Here is a 19,182-nt window from a genome sequence, read left to right as displayed (position 1 = left end):
CACCCGACCTGCTAATATGATGCGGGTTTTCAAGTCTCTCGAGGGAGTCCGTCACATGGCATCACACCGCAAATCCGCCGCTGCCGCGTATGATCCGCGCACGGTGAAGGAGCATATCGTCGAAACGCCGCTGAACGAGGAGATGAGCAAGTCGTTCCTCGAATACGCGTATTCGGTGATCTACGCGCGTGCGCTGCCCGACGCGCGTGACGGCCTCAAGCCCGTGCAGCGGCGCATCATCTACCAGATGGGACAGATGAACCTCACGCCGGACCGCCCGTACATGAAGTCGGCGCGTGTGGTCGGCGAGGTGATGGGCAAGCTGCACCCGCACGGCGATTCCGCGATCTACGAGGCCATGGTGCGTCTCGCCCAGCCGTTCGCGATGAGACTGCCGCTGGTGGACGGCCACGGCAACTTCGGCTCGCTCGACGACGGCCCGGCGGCCTCGCGTTACACGGAGGCGCGTCTCGGCCCGGCCGCGCTGGCGATGAACGCCGACATCGACGAGGACACCGTCGATTTCACGCCGAACTACGACAACAAACTCAAGGAGCCGACCGTGCTGCCGTCGGCCATCCCGAACCTGCTGGTCAACGGCGGTTCGGGCATCGCGGTGGGCATGGCGACGAACATGGCCACGCATAATCTCGGCGAGGTGGTCGCCGCGGCGAAGCATCTCATGGCGCATCCGGACGCGACGCTCGAGGAGCTCATGCACTACGTGCCCGGCCCGGACTGGCCGGGCGGCGGCATCGTCATCGGCCGCAACGGCATCCGCGAGGCGTACGAGACGGGACGCGGCACGCTCACCACGCGTTCGAAGACGCACATCGAGAACGTGACCGCCCGCAAGAAGGCGATCGTCGTGACCGAACTGCCGTTCATGGTGGGGCCCGAACGCGTGCTCGAACGCATCTCGGAGGGTGTGAAGAACCGCAAACTGGAGGGCATCACCGGCGCCATCGATCTGACGGACCGTCACAACGGCACGCGCATCGTCATCGAGATCAAGACCGGCTACGAGCCGAACGCGGTGCTCGCCCAGCTGTTCAAGCACACGCCGCTGCAGGACAACTTCACCATCAACAACGTGGCGCTGGTCGACGGCCGGCCGCACACGATGGGCCTGAAGGAACTGCTCGCCGTGTGGGTGGGGCACCGGCGCGTGGTGGTGCGCCGCCGCAGCGAGTTCCGCCGCAAGAAGGCGTTGGAGCGCCTGCACCTGGTGGAGGGCCTGCTGCTCGCGATGGTGGACATCGACGAGGTGATCCAGGTGATCCGCACCTCGGACGACGCGGACGCGGCGAAGGGCCGCCTGATGGCCGTGTTCGATCTGGACGAGGTGCAGGCGCAGTACATCCTCGACCTGCGTCTGCGCAGGCTCACGCGCATGAGCCGCATCGAGCTCGAGGCGGAACGCGACGATCTGAAGAAGCGCATCGAGGAGCTGGAGCGCATCCTCGCCTCGGCGGCCGAACTGGACCGCGTGGTCGTGCGCGAGATGGACGAGACCGTGGAGAAGTACGGTACGCCGCGGCGCACGGTGCTGCTCGACGAGGGGCCGGACGGCTCGCTCGTACCGGTGAGCGCGAAGGGCGACGACTCCGCATCCTCACGGGAGGCGCTTGAGGCGGCGCGCAACGCCGCCACCGTCTCGTCGGTCGCGGCCGACGTGGCCGCCGCCACGGCCGCCGCGAAGAAGGCGGGCGAGGAGGCGCCGGTCGCCGCGGCGTTGCAGATCGACGACGAACCGTGCGTGGTGGTGATGAGCGCGACCGGTCTGATAGCACGGGCCCCGTCGAGCGCGATGGACGTGTATCTGTCGCGCACCGCCTCCGACAAGCGGGCGGTGGACGACCAGATCCGGACGATCTTCCCCACGTCCACGCGTTCCACGTTCGCGCTGATCACTTCCGCGGGCCGGCTCGTGCTCGCGCACGTGGTCGATCTGCCGGCGTTGCCCGCCTCGGGGACGTTGAGTGTGGCCGGCGGCGTGAAGGCCGACGATCTCATCGGCATGACCGAAAACACCGATCCGCTGCCGGGCGAGCATGTGGTCACCGCCATCACGATGGAGACGCCCGGGGACGGCGGCGCGCTGCCGCCGCTCGCGATCGGCACGCGCGGCGGCGTCGTGAAGCGCTGGAACCGCGAGGCGCCCACGACGATGGACTCGTGGTCGGTCATCGACCTGAAGGACGGCGACGAGGTGCTGTTCGCCGCGCCGGCGGCGGATGAGGACCGCATCGTGTTCGTGTCCTCCGATGCGTCGCTGCTCACGTTCGAGGCGAAGAACGTGAGACCGCAGGGACGCACGGCCGGCGGCATGGCCGGCATCCGTCTGGCCGAGGGCGCGCATGTGGTCGCGTTCAACGTGGTGCCGGCCGGCGGGATCGCGTGGACGTACGAGGAGGGCGAGAACGGCCTGGCCTCCGCGTCGGGCGCGGTGGTGCTCACCGTGGCCGGCGACGAGGAGGCGCTGCCCGGCACCGAGAACGGCGCGGCGAAGGTGACCCCGCTGGAGATGTACCCGACGAAGGGCCGTGCGACGGGCGGCGTGCGCTCGCAGCGGTTCCTCAAGGGCCAGAACACCCTGATCGCCGCGTACGTGGGACCCTATCCGCTGCATGCCTCCACCGATTCGGGGGCTCCGGTCGACCTGCCGAAGCCGGATATGCGCCGCGACGGGTCGGGCGTGGATCTCTCCGCCGCGATCGCCTTCGTCGGCTGACCGGTTGACCGGCCGACCGTCAGAGTACGTCCGGAAGGGCATTGCTCTCGGTCATCCGTGGAAGCGTACGCTGAGGATTCTCCAGCGTACGCTTCCACGGATGACCGGCAGAAAGCTCTCCGACAACGTACGCCGCATACGCCATGGGCGTCGTCACCCCATGAGCGTCGTCACCGAACATACGTGAGACACGCCCCCAAACTTGTTTCCATATTGGAAAGTGATATCGTTTTCCATAACGGAAAGAGGTTTGGGCTGCGCGTCGACCCTGTTCGAGGCATGACACGTCGCCCCGGCTTCGATCCCGCATCGCCGTTTATACGAAGGGGGTCATCATGGCGGAACCGAATGGCGAAAAGAACGGCCGCATCGACGGGACGACCAGAGTCGGCATGATCCGATCCGCAGGGAATGACGAGTACACCGGCTCCACGGACGTCGGGGCATCCGGCACATCCCCGGATGCCGACGCCATGCCGGACGTCTCGGATGCACTGACATCGCTCGACGCGTTGGACGCGGACAGAAGCGCTGTCGCGAATCGATTGGGTGCAGCCGCGAGAATCCCGAACACGCTGATCGGCGGCGTCCTTGGCCTGGCGAACGCCGGACTGTATTGGTTCATCGGCTGGGCGCTGCTCGCCGGTCGCGGCGAGTTCACCATCATCGACGTGTGGATCTACGCCATCGTCGCCGTGCTGATCGTAGGCGGCTATGCGGCGCTGATGGCCCGCGCGCGACGCGCCACCGGCATCGGCATGTGGAACCGCCGGCAGCTCTCCCCAGCCCCGCATGCGCTGCGGGATGGCGGGTACCGCACGGCGTTCATCGTCTTCACCACATGCAGCTGCGTGGCCGTGCCGGTCGGCATGCTGTTGCTCGGCCTGTTCTGCGCACCCTGGTGGCCCGCCCCGGTCGGCATCCTCCTGTGTACGCTGCTGTCCACCGTGACCTATCTGCGGTATTTCGACGAATACATGCGGCTGATGCGCGGACCGCGTTTCACCGGAGCGGGTTCACACGAATCGGAGGCGCGCCATGACCGTGTCTGAACCGCATGAGGCGGGCGCCGTGGAACCGGTGTTCAACGAGGTCATCCATGCGCCGGTGCGTCTGCGCATCTGCGGGCTGCTCGACACCTACGGCACCGTACGCTTCGACACGTTGCGCGACACGATCGGCGTGAGCGACGCCACCTGTTCGAAGCATCTGAAGACGCTCGCCGACCACGGTTACGTCACGCTCGACAAGCGCGCCGGAGACGGCGGCAAGGCATACAAGGTCACGTGGGTGAAACTCACCAAGGAAGGCGAGGCCGCGTTCCGTTCCCACGTCGCCGCATTGCGCGCCATCGTCGCGGGACACTGACAACCGCCGACAGACCTTATAAGTTCACTGTCGTTCACCCCGCCTGCAAACGCATCCGGTGTTTGCCTAACGGCCCGGCCCGTCGGAGGCCCCAGCCTTTCATCATCGATCCGGCGCAAGCCATGCCCGGAATCGCGCTTCACACGACATGGTCGGCGCAAGCCTGCCCAAAATCCACCATCACTCCATCATCGAGGCATATATGCACGCGGTCTTCTATAAGAATCTCATCCAATTCCGGCACGATCCGACGAAGTTGTTCGTCATCGGCCTCACCGTCATCTGTTCGGCAGCGATCATCGCGCTCATCGCCGGAACGGATCTGACGGCGCGACTCACATCGCCGTTGTACCGGTGCGCATTCGTCGTTCTCGGCGTGGGACTTGCGCCACTGACCGTGGACGCGTTCCGTGACGACTACGCGGAAGACGTCATCACGGCGATACGCGCGAGCGGTCAGGCGACGTGGCGGTATCCTCTGGCGCAACTCGTCACCGCGCTGCTGCCGCCCGCCATACTGTCGCTGCTGTTCGCGACCGCTTCGACGTCGTTCGTCCCGTCGCTGCGCCCGCTCGCCGGAGGCGGGCAGGGTGTGGCGACGATGCTCACGCCGATACCGATCGCCGCCGCGACCTATCTCTACCAACTCATCGCACACGGAAAGGCGATATTCATGACCACGGACACACTCGGCCACGGCACCGCGGATGCCGCATCGGATGACGGTACGACGGATGCCGCCGACGCCACATATGACGGCACGACGGCCATTGACGATCCGAACACGGACGCCACGGACGTCACACACGCCACGGACACTGCACACGTCTCCCCCACAGCCATCCCCCTCGCCATCCGCGTGCGGGACCTGACGTTCGGATACAAACGCAACAAGCCGGTGCTCGAACACGTCGATCTGGACGTGCCGGAAGGCCAGTCGCTCGGCATCCTCGGCTATAACGGCGCGGGCAAGACCACGCTGTTCTCGCTCGTCACCGGACTGCTGCGCCCATGGCATGGTTCCGCCGCGATCAACGCGGACGTGTTCCATTCGATGCGCGACGTGTTCCAACTGACCGAATCCGGCAACCTCGCGATGAACATGACGATACGCGAGAACCTCAGATTCCGCGCGATGCTCTACGCCACGCGCGACGACCCGCATCCGATCGACCTCGGACATCTCGACACGCTGCCGATGGTGCGCGCGTTCGAACTGCAGGACCATCTCGACAAGAAGGCGAAGGAGCTGTCCACCGGACTGCGCAAACGCGCGGGGCTCATGGCGGGACTGCTGCTCGACCCGAAACTCATCCTGCTCGACGAGCCGACGAACGCGGTGGACCCGATCACCCGCCAGCTGCTCATCGACCTGATGCGGCAGCTCAAGGCGGACGGCCGCACGATCCTCACCATCACGCACGACCTCGACTACTGCCGGCAGGTGGCCGACCGCGTCGTCGTCCTCGACGACAAGCGGATCGTCAGGGATTGCATGGTCGCCGGTTTCGCCGACGATGACGCGTTCCGGAATGCGGTGACGCTCGGGCGCGAACGCGACCACGTCGACTTCGGACTGCACGCGAATCCGGCGGAGGGAAAGGAGACACGATGAAGGCGATACTGTGGCGCGATTGGCGCATCTTCCGCACGTCCCCGTTCTGCTGGGGCACGTTCGCCCTGTTCCTCACGACGATGCTGCTGATGGTCGCGTTCCTGACGTCGACGCCGGGCGGCGGCAACGACGCCGGCATCTCCGACGGGCTGATGTTCGCGATCATATGCGCGCCGATGACCGGCTGGTCCGCCACGTACAGCACGCTGCACACGCTGGACGCCAACAAGTCGATGTTCTCCGAATCGGCCAACGCCGCCGGCGGCGAACACGCGGGCGACGGCACCATGGAGCTGTTCCGCTGCTCCGGCAGGCCGATGCTCACGTATTGTCTGGCGAAAAGCCTGCTGCCGATGGCGGTCGCCGAAACGATGACGCTGCTGATTATGGCGTACCTCGCATGGTGCGGGCTGATGACGGCGCACGGCACCATGCCGATCCCCGATGTGCTGTTCACGCTCGTCGCGCCGTTGACGACCGCCTTCGCGCTCGAGGAGATGCTGCTCGTCATCGGCGGCGGCGCATTGGGCATGACCGCCGGCCTGCTGGTGTCGCCGGTGCTGCTGACCGGGTTCGTCGGCCTGTGCCTGAGTCTGCCGCTCGGCTGGGCGCCGGCGCTGGCCGTCGGGTTCGGTCTGGCGATGGCCGCGCTCACCGTGGCGCTGGCTCGCAGACGCTATCCGGACACGCTGCGCCCGGTGCGGGAGTGACAGGATCCGACCTGCCCGCCGTCGTCGGGGCTGACCCGTGAAGCAGAACCGAAGGCGGCCGACTGCTACTACACTTGGGGCGCAGGAGGCGACAATCATGAAACTGCTTGTGGCGGTGGAAGGCGTGGCCCTGTCCCGCGCGATCACGGACACGCTCGAACGCGCCGGTCACGTCGTGACCACGGTGGAGCCGGCGTTGGCCGGTACGTTCGGCTCGGCGGTGACGGACGCGCTGCGCGACGACGAGAACGCGCCGTTCGACGCGATCATCGTCGACACGCCGCAGGCGCTCGCCACGGCGTCCTCCGTGACGCCGCACGTCAGGTCGCTGCTGCTGGCGACGACCTCCTCACCCGCGCCCGAACACTCCCCCGACGCGACGCTGCGCATGCCGTTCTCCGACACGGAGCTGCTCGCCTACGTGGAGATGCTGTCGCGCGAGTCGAACGGGCTCGGCGCGCGATCGATGATCATCCGTGGCGATCTGACGCTGGATCTTGCGAACCGCAAAGCCTATTTCGCGAGCACGCACCGGCCGATGCCGCTCTCCCGTCTCGAATACGACGTGCTGGAGGCATTGGTGAAGGCGAACGGGCGGTTCGTCGATTTGGACGAGCTGCAACGTGGCATCGGCGGCTCATTCACCGGGGAGGAGCTGATCCGCAACGCGTTGTACACGCTGGACAGAAAATTGCGTCGCGCGGGGCTTAACCTGAACCGTCACGACGATTCGTTCCGCGTGATGTAGCACGTGATGCGACGGGCGCGAGGCGGATCGCCCGCGCCGGCATCCGTCCTCATATGCATCATCTGCATTCTTTGCATTGCAGGTGGCAACACATGACCCACGCAGGCCGCACGAATGACATGTGGTGTTCGCGCTTGCGCGCAATGTGCGCGCTACGCAAGGTAACGGTCGCGCAGCGCGGCGAAGATGGCTGGCGCTCCGGCGAGCACGCCGGTCTCGAGCCGATGGCCGAGGTCATGGCCTTCCCAGTCGCCGACCATGCCGCCCGCCTCGGTGACGAGCAGTCGGCCGGCCGCGTAATCCCAGAGCTTGATGTCCATCTCGAAGTAGGCGTCGGCGCGGCCGCACGCCACATAGGCGAGGTCGAGCGCGGCGGAGCCGGTGCGGCGGATGTCGGCCGAGTCGACGAACACGCGGCGCATGATCTCGAAGTTGCGTGCCGCGAGCTCGTGATGGTAGGGCGACGTACCCACGTTGACGAGCGCTTTCGCCATCTCGGTCTCGCCGGACACGTGGATGCAGCGGCCGTCGAGATAGGCACCGCAGCCTTCCTCTGCGGTGAACGTCTCGCCGCTGAACGGCTGGTATACGACGGCCTTGACGGTCCTGTCGCCGTCGAGCAGCGCGAGCGAGATGGCGCTGTGACGGAAGTCGTGGATGAGGTTCGTGGTGCCGTCGATCGGGTCGAGTACCCAGGTGAGGCCGGTGAAGTCCGCATGCTGTTCGCCGTTCTCCTCGCCGAGGAACGCGACGTGCGGCCAACGGTCGGCGAGCGCGGCCTTGAGGAAGGACTGCACGCCCGTGTCGACCTCGGTGACGAAGTCGGCCACGCCCTTGACGGTGATGCGTTCGCGCGCGTCGGTCGCGGAATCCGCGAGCACGTAGCGTCGCGCGGCCTCATGCACCAGTTCGGTCATGCCGGCGATGGTGATGGGGGTCGTGGTGGTGGGGTCTGTGGTGGGGTTGGTGTTGGGACTGGTGTTGGTGTCCGTGTTCATTGGTCCCTCTCCTCGATGCTGTCCACTCGCGGCGGATTCGGTGCCGCAGGTCGTACCTGATTCACAGTGTAGGGCCCCTCTGCGTGAACGTGTATAGTCCCGGCATGGATGTGCATGGTTGCGAGGTGGTTGTGTAGGATTTCGGGGCGAACGTGTAGGGCACCCTCGCGAAGACCTGACAATCACGCAGACATGCGCCCGACCATAATGGCGGAATTCCAAGGATTCCAGACCGCCACCCTGACGTCCATCCGACCTTCGACCAGTCTTCTTCAGCAGTACACCATGCAGGTTGCCTGATTCGAGGTACAGGAATCACCCGAAACCATACACGTTCATATCTGAACCATACACGTTCATACGTTCAACAGGCTCCCGCTCGACACGGTGGCGAACGCCGCGCGGTACAGCGCGGTCCTTGGTACGGTAACGGGAGACTCGAAGGAGAATGGAAGGTGACGATGAATCATCAGTCGATCGTGGCGTTCATCTGGTCGGTGGCGGACCTGCTGCGCGGCGACCATCCAAGCCGCATTCGAACCGTACTACACACAGACGGAACTCGACCGCGTCACCGATCCGAACGTCATCTACGACATGAAGACCGAACTCGACGCGTTCCAGATCTACGATAACGAGGATATCGCGGCATTGTGCCGGATCTGGCTCGGCAAGCCGGACGAATCCACCATGCCGGAAGTGCTGCGGGCACTCGGACCGGCCAAGGACCGGTACGCCGATCTGGACGAGGACCGTCAGGAGGAGTTCCGCAAACGCGTCGGCAAGTTCCTGCACACGTACACGTATGTGACGCAGCTAATCCGGCTCGACGACAGGCCGCTGTTCGAACTCGACACGTACCTGACGTTCCTCTACCGTGAGCTTGCGCCGGAACGCAAGGCGGAGGAACCCATCGACGGACTCATCGCCGTGACACAACTGCGCATCGAGAACAAGGGGCGCGTCGACATCAGACTCACCGGAGAGGAACCGGTCAGAACAACGCCGGAACCGTCGGCGTCGGCAAGAGCGGCGACGACGAGGATTACCTGTCCTCGATCATCGAATAGATCAACCAGCTGTTCGGCACCGATTTCAACGACCCCGCCCGCAAGTTCTTCGAAGGCGTGATGACGCTCCTGAAGGGCGACACCAAACTCGGCCAGAAGGCACGCAGCAACTCCCGTTCCGACTTCCGCACGCCGTTCGGTCCCGCGTTCCTCAACGCCTTCTTCAAAACGCAAGCCGAGAACACGGACCTCTTCCGCCGCATCAGCGGCAGCGAGGAAGCGCTGCGGATCACACGCGAAGGACTCCTCAACGAGTACTACGACGAGGCGCGGAAGGAGCAGCCAGACCAGTCGGAATGACCAATCCATCGAATCCTCGACACGTGTTGCAGGCTCCCCACATGCGCGCAACGCTCCGGTAAAGTAGGGCGAATCGGTTCGGATCGCGATGAGGAGACGAGGACGCCATGGTGGACAGTGCGGTGATGATGGTGCAGACTGCCGCGCCCACGCTCGTCACCGCGCAGGACGTGAACGACCGGTTCGGGAACCCGCCCTCCTCCATCCGGTTCAACTGCCCGTACTGCAGGCGTCCGCTCACTCCCGGAGCCATGGGCCCCAAGTACGATCACAAACGTCAGTCGGGCGCACGCGGCAAAGGCAACCGTCGCACGAAAACCCCGTATTTCAGTCATCTCAAAAACGATAAATGGGCGCAGCTCTGCGAACAATACCACCCAGGTTCGGCCGTCGAGCAGGACGACAGGGTACCGTCACTGCTCATGTTCCTACGTCGCGACAAGCGTGGAGGCAATCGGTTCCACATCGAGTTCTCGCTACGTCGACGCGGGCTGCAATACATGCTGCGCAAGCTGACGGATACGGACGTCGTGACGGTCGACGGCGTCGACTACCCCATGCGCGAACTGCTCTCGAAACGTTCGAACACCATCAGGCTCCCGAAGCCCGAGCGTGATCCGGAGACGCGCATCGTCATTCCGAAACGGTGGCGACGCCATGTGGGGTGCCCTCAACCGCACGACGACCTGATGGTGTTCTCCAGCGCGTTCGGAGGCAACGGTGGACGCAGGCTGCCGGAACGTTCCGCATTGCAGACCGGCGTCGACTATTACATCATCGGAAGCGAACGACGTCTCAAGAATCTCGGCAACTACTTCGATTTCGTGAACGGCAGGGGCGTCGTCGACGATGGGCCGCTCCTCGTGTATGAGGTGCGCATCGGCGCCTCGTCGGCGCGTCTGGACAAAGCCAACAACTGGCTCGGCGCCTTCGGCTACTTCATATCGGACTACGACTGTTCGGCGCAGCTTTTGTGGCCGCCGTCCCTACGCTCCTGGGGCGTGGACGAACCATTGTTCCGATGGTCGACCCCCACGTATCGCGCGCCGTATCAGACCGGGGACGAACCGATGCCGGACCGTATCGCCTCACAACGATTCCTGCCGAAGGATCCGCGGGCACGCGCCGTAGGGCTGCTCGGATTCGACAAGCCCGACATCACCGAAGAGAACGACTCCTACTGCGTGTTCTTCAAACCGACCAAGCGCATGCCATGGAGCACGGCGTATATCGGCCCCAACTATCCGGACGATCTGCATCCGTACGACGAATGGAGACAGACCGAAGATAAGAACGGTATCGAAGAAACGTCGGATGATTCCGCTGCGGATACGGGCGCGGCGGACACAATCAGAGCTCCCTACACGCCCGGCACGACCCCATCGAGGAATGACGTTCCCGGCGACGCCACCGGCACCTCTCCCCTGCCTCTGAGCGGCGGCGCCCGAATAGCTCGCCGACGGCTAGGCATCCCACAGCTCGCGCAACCGCACTCGCAAAGCACCGCCATCACACAACTCAGGGAAAGGATGTAATCATGCCCTGGATCAACGATTCCGAATTCACCCATGCCTCCGTCTGCATGGTATATACAGAGCCGCAATCCGATTTTGCATATTTTGTTCGATTGATGGATTATTCATCTAATGACGATCAATACACCTGGGTCTACAACGACACAAAACCTTCAGAGCGCAATAAGCGTCCCGCCATTAACCCGTATAGCCTATATCATCCCAACACAATAAACAAAATAAATCGAAAAACCACCGACTTCATCTGTCTGCAATGGGAAGCCAATACCACGAGACCCGACCGTCCCTTAATAGCGGATCCATATACATACCGATACAATCACACTCCAAATGTATATGAAGTTATTATATGCCCGAATCTAAATACCATCGAAGATGTATACAAACAACTTACAGAGGGACTTCCCTATAACGGCAACCCTACAAGACAGCTTCTCGTCGTATATTACGAAGATAACGAGTACTACAATGCGATATTAGTGTCACGCGATAACTGTGTCTTCAACCACGAAACAATCAAAATCATTGACGCCAGCAGATTATTTAACCGTTATATTCTTAAGAAAAGCGATGTACATGAAATTCCCCTTCTGCACCAAAACACAATCACCCGATATCTTTATTTAAGCAAAACACTTCATGGTTATCATGGGCGAGTCTCACTTCAGCCATCTCAATATTATGATGCGATTATTACGGAAAAACGCGACGAACTTACTCGGCTTGAGGAACGCATACGAGACAGGTCCGCATCATATGAGCGGCTCGGCAAGCTCGTATTGCCATTACAAGCCGAAACCGATGAGACGAACAAGAAATTAGAGACCGCCCGTGCCGCGATTACAAGCATTCATAAGCAACAGGAAATCGAGCTCGCCGAGTTCACACGTCGTAAGGAATCAGAACTAGCCGAACTCGAACGACGCAAGACAACTGAGCTGGCGGAACTTAACCAACACAAGCAAGCCGAACTGGCCGAACTCGAACAGCAGAGGAAGGCCGTACTGGATCGTCTGGATGAGGATGTCGCGCTGAGACTTGGCCTGAAGTCGGTGGCGGAATCGTTGATGTCGTCGCACGCCGCTGACGGCGTCTCCGGCACATCCATCGCCTCTGATGGCGACGGCAGCGTGACTCATCTCCTGCGGACAGTCCCCTATCCGAAGATTCCAGTGAATCGGAGCGATGAACGGTTCACACGGGTTCTCGCGAACAATCTGCGTGCCTTCGGCATCGTTGACACAAGCAAGCCCAGGGAGTCTCCGAACGAGTTGGCGAGCGCCTGTGGGATCATATTGTCGCCGGCACGGCTTCTGGCTGTGGATTCCACGTTCGCGGCGGATCTCGCCAATGCTCTGTCCTATACGATGCGTGGCGAACCCGCCCGTCATGCGACGGTTCCGGTGGATTGGAACGACGCCAGAGCATTGGACCGCTTGCTGTCGGATACTGGCGATGGCGTGCTGGTCTTGGACAACGTCTTCGACACGGTGAACGAGAGTCTGCTGTTCGCACTGTCACGGCTCCGTTCCGAGTCGACGATCATCCTGCCGATCGGCGCATACGGCAATCTGCGGCTCGTCGCCGCCGAGGTTTGGGACCACGTGTTCTATCTGCCGACCGAACGGTATGTCAAGCTGCCGGCCACACCGACGACCATGCAGCGGTTCGCGAGCGCTTTCCATCGTTCCGAAACCAAATGGCAGATGGCGTTCGACACCGCCACCGCCATGCAGGAGCACACGTCGCTGCCGTTGTCCTCATTGATGCTTCCGGCAGCCGTCTCCGCCCGGTTCCCGATTCCCGGAGATGGTCGGCAGTGGACGTCCGCCCATCTCGCCCTGCAGACCTATGCCGCCTTCGGTTTAGATCGGGCACGAACCATCCGTATCGACGGCAAGGAACCCCCATCCGTCAAAGAATTGCTGTCACGCATCGAACGGGGCCGCAATGGCCGGTGATCTGCTGGGAACCATGGCAGACGATCTCGGTATCCCCCGCATGCACGGCGAGGAAGATACGTCGTTCGTCTGCCGAGTCTCGTACTCCGCGCTCCGGTTCTGGATGCAGGCGTTTTGCCTCGACGATGGCTTCGGCGGCTCCTATGGAATCAGCAGACCAACCATCGCGCGTAAAAGCGCTGCATGGCTGCGCAATCTGGCGGGACCGTACCCAGACATACTCGAATGGTACGAGCACGGCGCCGGCATGCGCAGGAATCTGTCGGATATCGCGCGGTTGCTGACCGACGTGAGCGATCTCCTCGAAACCGATAACGGACTGTACCGCTGCACGGCGCGGCATACGGTTCCGCTCGGCACGCGGTCCTCTCTGCTGCTGGGATTGACCGATCCGACGAACCTTACCTCTACCGGCGTACCCCCGATGTCGGGCATGATGCGTCTCACCGGTCTTACAGGCGAAGTACCGTCGCTTTCTGCAGCATCCATCAACGGCACAACCCGGCACCGCCCGTCGAAGAGGAAAGCCGTCATCACGCCGACAGAGGACGAACGTTACATCGCCATCGACCTGTCGCGTCCACCATCCGTTTCCATTCAAGCCTCACGATTCAACCTGCTGACATGGCCGGTGTCCTCCGTCGATGACGCATCGCACCGACTTGCCCGCGCCGAATACGGTCTCACGCTCATGCAACTGCTCGAATCCGAAGGCTACGCCATTGTTACACGATAATGAGTATCACCCCAGCATGCGTAGGTCCAGCGAACGAGGACAACCATTGACGCCATCTCACAGAAAAAACCGATGACCCGTCTCGTCTTGCAGTGACGATTTCCCCACCCGGTGATCAAAACAGGCATTGTTCGATGACCTGTTTGCCGCGCAGCATCGCCATCCAGTCGGCGGGGATTCCGTCCACGCCGTAGACGATGCCGGCGAGGCCCCCGGCCACGGCGGCCGTGGTGTCGGCGTCCGCGCCGAGGTTCACGGCCTTCAGCACGCATGCCGCATACGAGTCCGTGGTGAGCAGGCACCAGATCGCGGCAAGCAGCGTATTCAGCACGTACCCGCCGGAACGGATCTCCGTCTCCGGCAGCGACGCCACGTCGGCGCGCACCGGCTTCGTCTCCGACAGCGCCTGGACCGGCTTACGGCCGGCGATCAGCAGCCGCGCGAACGCGACCAGACGCACGCAGGCGTCCATGCTCGTCGGATGGGCGTGCGTGATCGCGCTCACCGCACGGATCTCATCGTCAGTCGCGTCGGTGAACGCGAGCGGAATTGTGCGCATCAGCGAACCGTTGCCGTTGTCCCACTCGCCGTCGCAGCCGCGGCCCGTCGTCAGCGCCTCGACCGTGGTGTTGCCGATGTCGAACAGGCCGTCGACGGTGTACGCGTCATGCCGGTACCAGTCCTCGAATCGAGCGCGCATGTCGGTCACGTCGATGCGCCCGTCGTTCGCGCGGATGGAATCGCAGATCGCGAGCGCCATGCTCGTGTCGTCGCTCCATGTGCCGGCCGGTTGGTCGTGCGTGCCATGGCCGGTCATGGTCTCCGCATGGAAGCTGCCGCGCTTTTTGAACTCGTAAGGCACGCCGAGCGCGTCCCCCACCGCCTGCCCGTACGCGGCATCCCGCAACATCACTGTCATGGCCATCTCCTTCCCCGCCGACCTCGAACGACGGATTCGCGGTTATTTGAAAGACTATCTGATGAGAATGCCCTTAGGCCCGTCGAGAAGATTGATCAGCATCCGTTCCAAATGGTCACGCGTCGCGTTGAATCCCGTGAGCATATCATCGTCAAGCAGTCCCACGGCACGGGCGAACGCGAAGCGGAATGCAAGAATCTTCAGTCCACGTTCCAGTTCCTTCAGATCATTCCCATCGGCGTCGAACATCGCGAGCCATGTCATCTCGTCTCCACGCATGAACCTCCTGACCGACGAACGGAATTCGTCGCGCAGATCATGATCGTCCCATTCGAACGGCAGAAACGCGAGATCATACGCCATATCACGCTCCATGCCGGCATTCCCATATTTACGTTCCACCCAAATGGCGGCCTCGATCGGAGTGCTCACGTCCTGGGTCAGCAAGAACGAAGCACCCGGCCGTGTCTCCCTCCAGCAACGCATGATCAGCGACAACGGCCATCGTTCGTCCAGTCCCAGAGCCAAGTCGAACGAACGATACGCATAATCGATGGGTTCCACGGGGAATGGAGCCAGCAAGTCACGCAGTCGGAGCATGTCCTTATGCCGTACCGCCGTCACTCTGCCCTCCTCGAACATGCCGTATCTACCCGCTCGACCGGCTATCTGCCTAATCTCCAAATCGGTGAGAGGACGATCGGAACGCCCGTCGTACTTATGGAGCTGATGGAAGATGATGCGTCGAATCGGCAGGTTAAGACCCATGCCTATCGCATCGGTCGCCACCAGCACATCGGCGGAGCCTTCGAGGAATTTCGCCGCCTCACGACGACGGGCCCTCCACGGCAATCCTCCATAGATGACCGCCGGATGATGACCGTCACGCTCGAAACGCCCTGCCACCTCGAGTACTTGTCTGCGGGAGAAGCAGATATAAGCGTCTCCCGTCTGCAAGTCACCATCCCACACGTCATCTTCGACCACCAATTCATTCGCACGTTCGTGCTGTACGACCTCCGCCTCATTGGGGGTCAGATCCAGCAATCGGAAGACGAGTCCCAAAGCTTCGGGACTCATACAGACATGCACCTCCTCAGCCCTCACTTGCAGAATGGCGCGCGTCCAGGCGCCACCGCGATCAGAATCGGCGATCATCTGCGCCTCGTCGATGACGGCGACCTCATATTCCCTGTGGGTGTCCAGCATCTCCACCGTTCCGCTGAAATGAGTATCGGAATCCGCCATATCCTGCTCCTCGCCGGTGACGATACTGGAACGGATGCCCGCATCACGCAGCCGTTCACCGACCTCCAACGCCAACAAGCGGAGCGGGGCCAGATACACACCCGTCCGCGCCTTCTTCAACGTTTCCAATGCGTCATGGGTCTTGCCCGAATTGGTCGGCCCGACATGCAGGACGAACCGGCGTCTCGGCATCGCCATACCGATGGACTTCGGCGTATTCGCCAAGACGTACTCACGAACCCCCTCGGTCGCCGCACGTTTCTGCGCCCGCCGTCTCCCGGCCTTCCGCCGACGCTCCTCCTCCATGCGGAATCGTCTGATGTTCCTCTCCCGTTCTCCGGCGAATCGATTCCGCGATTTGCGTTGACCCGATCCGCCGGACCTCTCGCCATCCATGAACTCATCCTCCTTCCAATGAGCTTCCGTTCCGGATGCGTCCACCGTAAAACCTCATAGCAAAAACCGGTAAATATATACCGGTTTTTTGTTTTCCATGGTGTCGAAACAATAAACCGATAGGGATAGTGACGCCACGCCGTCTTGATGACCACTCGGCACTCCCACATGCCGACAACCGATATACTGACGGTCATGAGAATGCCGAGGATCTCCACACTGTGCATGGTGAACGTGGCGCTGAATGCCGCATCGACCATTGTCGAATTCACCAAGAAAAACCGGAACAACATACTCGTACTGATGTATGCCATCACGACAATCAACTGGCTGGTGGTCGCCCTTCTGCGGATCCACCAAGAACGCGAGGACAAGCTGGATGCCGCCGGTAACGAAGGAATCGAGTACCCCAAAGGCCAGGAACGACTTGTAGCGTAACCATCTCCCCTCCGGCGGGAAAGCACGACGGGCATTCCGGGAATCAGGCGGATGATTCTGATCGTGCGCCAGCAGAAACCATGACAGTAATGACACATCACAACCATTCGATGCAACCGACAGCGCAGTCACAAGACGCCCAGCCGGCGCATGCATCAGGCTGGCCGAGACCAGCACAACGCAACGGGCGTTCCTGGAACGAGCCTAAACACACCGACGGCAGCTTCCACTTTCAATCCCCCGTCAATGCGAATGCCCAAGGCGCGGCGAAATCCGGCCGGCGCGCGATGCCGTTCAAGGCGACCGGGCACAAGGGCGGCATCAGTTTCCGCTAAACGGCCCGTATGGATCCCATATGGATAAAGCGCAGCCGACATGAATGAGCCCATGCACGCCGCCATCATGACCATACACACCGCGACCAGCCATGAATCTGCGGAGTTTTAAGAATACGTGCGGAGTTCGGAGGACCACGTGCGGAGCCGGGTCATGAAGACCGGGAAACCACATCATCTTCGTCCAAGCCGGAATGGCGGAATTCCAAGCATCCCGAACCACATGCCTGTCATCACAACACAGGTCTTCGGCGACGGACCCCGCACGAGGTCATCGGAACTCCGCACGTCGCACTCAAACTCCGCACGTACCCTTCCGAACTCCGCACATCACCGGCGCAACCATGTACATCGCCCCCAGGCTCCCCTGGAGAAGGCGTCGCATGACGCTATATCCGCACCGGTCCATCCCCACCCCCGTTTCTTCACGGGATTGTCGGCGGACCCTCACCCCATGCCGAGCACACGCCAATCCGATGCCGGCAGAATGGACTCCACCAAGGCGACCACCTTCGGAAAGGAGCCGACCATGTCGGATATCACCATGATGGATTTCGCGGAACCGTGGCTCGTCGGCGCGGATACGCCGATGACCGACGCCTATGATCCGAACGCCGACGCCGGCGACAAGGCCTGCCGCCGCAACGCATACGACGGCGCCGGAACCGATTAGGGGGCACCCGTCCAAGGCACGACCGGGGCAGCGGACGTACGCGTATCGCTCCCCGCCACGGCATCCCGCCGTCAATGCAACATGGCCGATACGTCACGGGGCTATCATCACGCGCCAGCGGAGCGATTCGCATAAACCACAACATACGGAACATACAACATACGGAACATACACGGAACGCAAAGGAAGGCAACATCATGAAGATGCTCACCGTCGGACCGAAGGACATCCACCAGTTCGACACGGTCCAGGAGTTCGCCGAGGAGTTCGCACTCGGCCCGCGCGATCTGGTGGTCACCATCGGCATGATCCACGACGCGTTCCTGAAGTCCCACCTCAACGGCGCGAACGTGCTGCTCGTCGACAAGTACGGCAACCAGGAGCCGACCGACGTGATGATCGACGCGATCATCTCGGACGCGAAGGCGTTCGACTACGACCGCATCGTCGCGATCGGCGGCGGCGCCGTGATGGACATGTCGAAGATCGTGGCCGTGGCCGGCGGCGCGTCGATCGACGAGGTCATCGACCATCTGCCCGATTTCAAGCGCACGGTGGGGCTCGTGCTCGTGCCCACCACGTGCGGCACGGGCAGCGAGGTCACGGAGATCGCGGCCATCAACCGCACGCGTCTCGGCTGCAAGGCGGGCATCGCCGGTCCGGAGATGTTCGCCGACCATGCGGTGCTCATCCCGGAACTCCTGTACGGCCTGCCCGATCACGTGTTCATGACCAGCTCGCTCGACGCGCTTGTGCATTCGGTCGAGTCCACGCTCTCCCCGAACGCGACCCCGTACACGCGCCTGTTCGGCTATGAGGCGATGCGCATGATCGTGGGCGGCTATCAGGCGATCGTCGAGGCCGGCGGCCCGGACGGCGACGTCGAGAAGCGCCGCGTGAAGCGCAATGAACTGATGACCGACTTCCTCATCGCCTCCGACTATGCGGGCATCAGCTTCGACACGGGCGGCTGCGCGGCCGTGCACGCGCTGAGCTACCAGCTGGGCGGCAAGTACCATGTGCCGCACGGCGAGTCGAACTATGCGATGTTCACCGGCGTGCTGCGCAACTACATGGAGATCAGGCCGGACGGCGAGATCGCGAAGCTCAACGGCGTGCTCGCCGGACTGCTCGGCTGCGATGTGGCCGACGTGTACGACGAGTTGGAGAGGCTCATCGACCAGCTGCTGCCGAAGAAGGCGTTGCACGAGTATGGCGTGACACGCGAGGACCTGCCCGAGTTCACGGACCGTGTGATGACCACGCAGGCGCGTCTCATGCGCAACAACTACGTGCCGCTCGACGCGGCCCGCGTGCGCAAGATCTTCGAGGAGCTCTACTGACGCTCCCTGCCTCCGGCCGGCGGCTTTCTCATCGGCCGGGACGTGCGATAATCGC

17 protein-coding genes are annotated in these 19,182 nt (G+C 62.4%); 14 read left to right on the top strand and 3 right to left on the bottom strand.

What is annotated here, in order from left to right:
- The first annotated feature begins 55 nt into the window (after window positions 1-55).
- From GFD21_RS01615 to GFD21_RS01590, 6 genes are all read left to right on the top strand, one after another.
- Entirely contained in the window at window positions 56-2,734 is a 2,679-nt protein-coding gene (locus tag GFD21_RS01615) for a DNA gyrase/topoisomerase IV subunit A (protein WP_163196167.1), read from the top strand.
- A 335-nt stretch (window positions 2,735-3,069) separates the two neighbouring features.
- Window positions 3,070-3,786, top strand: a complete 717-nt coding sequence (locus tag GFD21_RS01610; protein WP_163196165.1) for a hypothetical protein — start codon at window positions 3,070-3,072, stop codon at window positions 3,784-3,786.
- Complete coding sequence (locus GFD21_RS01605; RefSeq protein ID WP_163196164.1) at window positions 3,773-4,102, top strand: transcriptional regulator; 330 nt, start codon at window positions 3,773-3,775, stop codon at window positions 4,100-4,102. Before GFD21_RS01610 ends, GFD21_RS01605 begins: the two co-directional genes overlap by 14 nt.
- Before the next feature lie 148 nt (window positions 4,103-4,250).
- Window positions 4,251-5,717, top strand: coding sequence for an ATP-binding cassette domain-containing protein (locus GFD21_RS11020; RefSeq protein WP_225431524.1), 1,467 nt, complete (start codon window positions 4,251-4,253; stop codon window positions 5,715-5,717).
- Window positions 5,714-6,427, top strand: coding sequence for a hypothetical protein (locus GFD21_RS01595; protein WP_163196162.1), 714 nt, complete (start codon window positions 5,714-5,716; stop codon window positions 6,425-6,427). The genes GFD21_RS11020 and GFD21_RS01595 overlap by 4 nt, the downstream gene beginning before the upstream one ends.
- 97 nt (window positions 6,428-6,524) lie before the next feature.
- The gene (locus GFD21_RS01590; protein WP_163196161.1) at window positions 6,525-7,175 is read left to right on the top strand and encodes a response regulator transcription factor; all 651 of its coding nucleotides are present in this window, start codon (window positions 6,525-6,527) and stop codon (window positions 7,173-7,175) included.
- A 152-nt stretch (window positions 7,176-7,327) separates the two neighbouring features.
- Here the strand turns inward: GFD21_RS01590 and GFD21_RS01585 are convergent, their stop codons facing one another.
- Complete coding sequence (locus tag GFD21_RS01585; protein ID WP_163196159.1) at window positions 7,328-8,173, bottom strand: inositol monophosphatase family protein; 846 nt, start codon at window positions 8,171-8,173, stop codon at window positions 7,328-7,330.
- Window positions 8,174-8,770: 597 nt separating this feature from the next.
- Here GFD21_RS01585 and GFD21_RS01580 point away from each other — a divergent pair.
- From GFD21_RS01580 to GFD21_RS01560, 5 genes are all read left to right on the top strand, one after another.
- Window positions 8,771-9,304 (top strand): hypothetical protein, encoded by a 534-nt coding sequence (locus GFD21_RS01580; RefSeq protein ID WP_163196158.1) that lies wholly within the window; start codon window positions 8,771-8,773, stop codon window positions 9,302-9,304.
- Complete coding sequence (locus GFD21_RS01575; RefSeq protein ID WP_163196157.1) at window positions 9,304-9,543, top strand: hypothetical protein; 240 nt, start codon at window positions 9,304-9,306, stop codon at window positions 9,541-9,543. Before GFD21_RS01580 ends, GFD21_RS01575 begins: the two co-directional genes overlap by 1 nt.
- 107 nt (window positions 9,544-9,650) lie before the next feature.
- Window positions 9,651-11,078 carry a hypothetical protein gene (locus tag GFD21_RS01570; RefSeq protein WP_163196156.1) on the top strand — a complete coding sequence of 476 codons (1,428 nt, stop codon included), beginning with the start codon at window positions 9,651-9,653 and terminating at the stop codon, window positions 11,076-11,078.
- Between the two features lie 2 nt (window positions 11,079-11,080).
- The gene (locus GFD21_RS01565) at window positions 11,081-13,039 is read left to right on the top strand and encodes a hypothetical protein (RefSeq protein ID WP_163196155.1); all 1,959 of its coding nucleotides are present in this window, start codon (window positions 11,081-11,083) and stop codon (window positions 13,037-13,039) included.
- The gene (locus tag GFD21_RS01560; RefSeq protein ID WP_163196154.1) at window positions 13,029-13,775 is read left to right on the top strand and encodes a hypothetical protein; all 747 of its coding nucleotides are present in this window, start codon (window positions 13,029-13,031) and stop codon (window positions 13,773-13,775) included. Before GFD21_RS01565 ends, GFD21_RS01560 begins: the two co-directional genes overlap by 11 nt.
- A gap of 115 nt (window positions 13,776-13,890) precedes the next feature.
- Here the strand turns inward: GFD21_RS01560 and GFD21_RS01555 are convergent, their stop codons facing one another.
- Window positions 13,891-14,694: an ADP-ribosylglycohydrolase family protein gene (locus tag GFD21_RS01555; RefSeq protein ID WP_163196153.1), complete on the bottom strand. Its 804-nt coding sequence runs from the start codon at window positions 14,692-14,694 to the stop codon at window positions 13,891-13,893.
- 54 nt (window positions 14,695-14,748) lie between these two features.
- Window positions 14,749-16,338, bottom strand: a complete 1,590-nt coding sequence (locus GFD21_RS01550) for a helicase-related protein (RefSeq protein WP_163196152.1) — start codon at window positions 16,336-16,338, stop codon at window positions 14,749-14,751.
- A gap of 225 nt (window positions 16,339-16,563) precedes the next feature.
- On the opposite strand from GFD21_RS01550, the gene GFD21_RS01545 reads away from it, so the two are divergent.
- The 3 genes from GFD21_RS01545 to GFD21_RS01535 all read left to right on the top strand — a co-directional run bounded on the left by GFD21_RS01545 (window position 16,564) and on the right by GFD21_RS01535 (window position 19,127).
- Window positions 16,564-16,776: a hypothetical protein gene (locus GFD21_RS01545; RefSeq protein ID WP_163196151.1), complete on the top strand. Its 213-nt coding sequence runs from the start codon at window positions 16,564-16,566 to the stop codon at window positions 16,774-16,776.
- An 864-nt stretch (window positions 16,777-17,640) separates the two neighbouring features.
- The gene (locus GFD21_RS01540; RefSeq protein WP_163196150.1) at window positions 17,641-17,784 is read left to right on the top strand and encodes a hypothetical protein; all 144 of its coding nucleotides are present in this window, start codon (window positions 17,641-17,643) and stop codon (window positions 17,782-17,784) included.
- A 197-nt stretch (window positions 17,785-17,981) separates the two neighbouring features.
- Window positions 17,982-19,127, top strand: coding sequence for a 4-hydroxybutyrate dehydrogenase (locus GFD21_RS01535; protein WP_163196149.1), 1,146 nt, complete (start codon window positions 17,982-17,984; stop codon window positions 19,125-19,127).
- Window positions 19,128-19,182: the final 55 nt, after the last annotated feature.

It is taken from the genome of Bifidobacterium platyrrhinorum (assembly GCF_010667645.1).
Taxonomy (GTDB): Bacteria; Actinomycetota; Actinomycetes; order Actinomycetales; family Bifidobacteriaceae; genus Bifidobacterium; species Bifidobacterium platyrrhinorum.
This window is presented reverse-complemented; position numbering and strand designations above follow the sequence as displayed.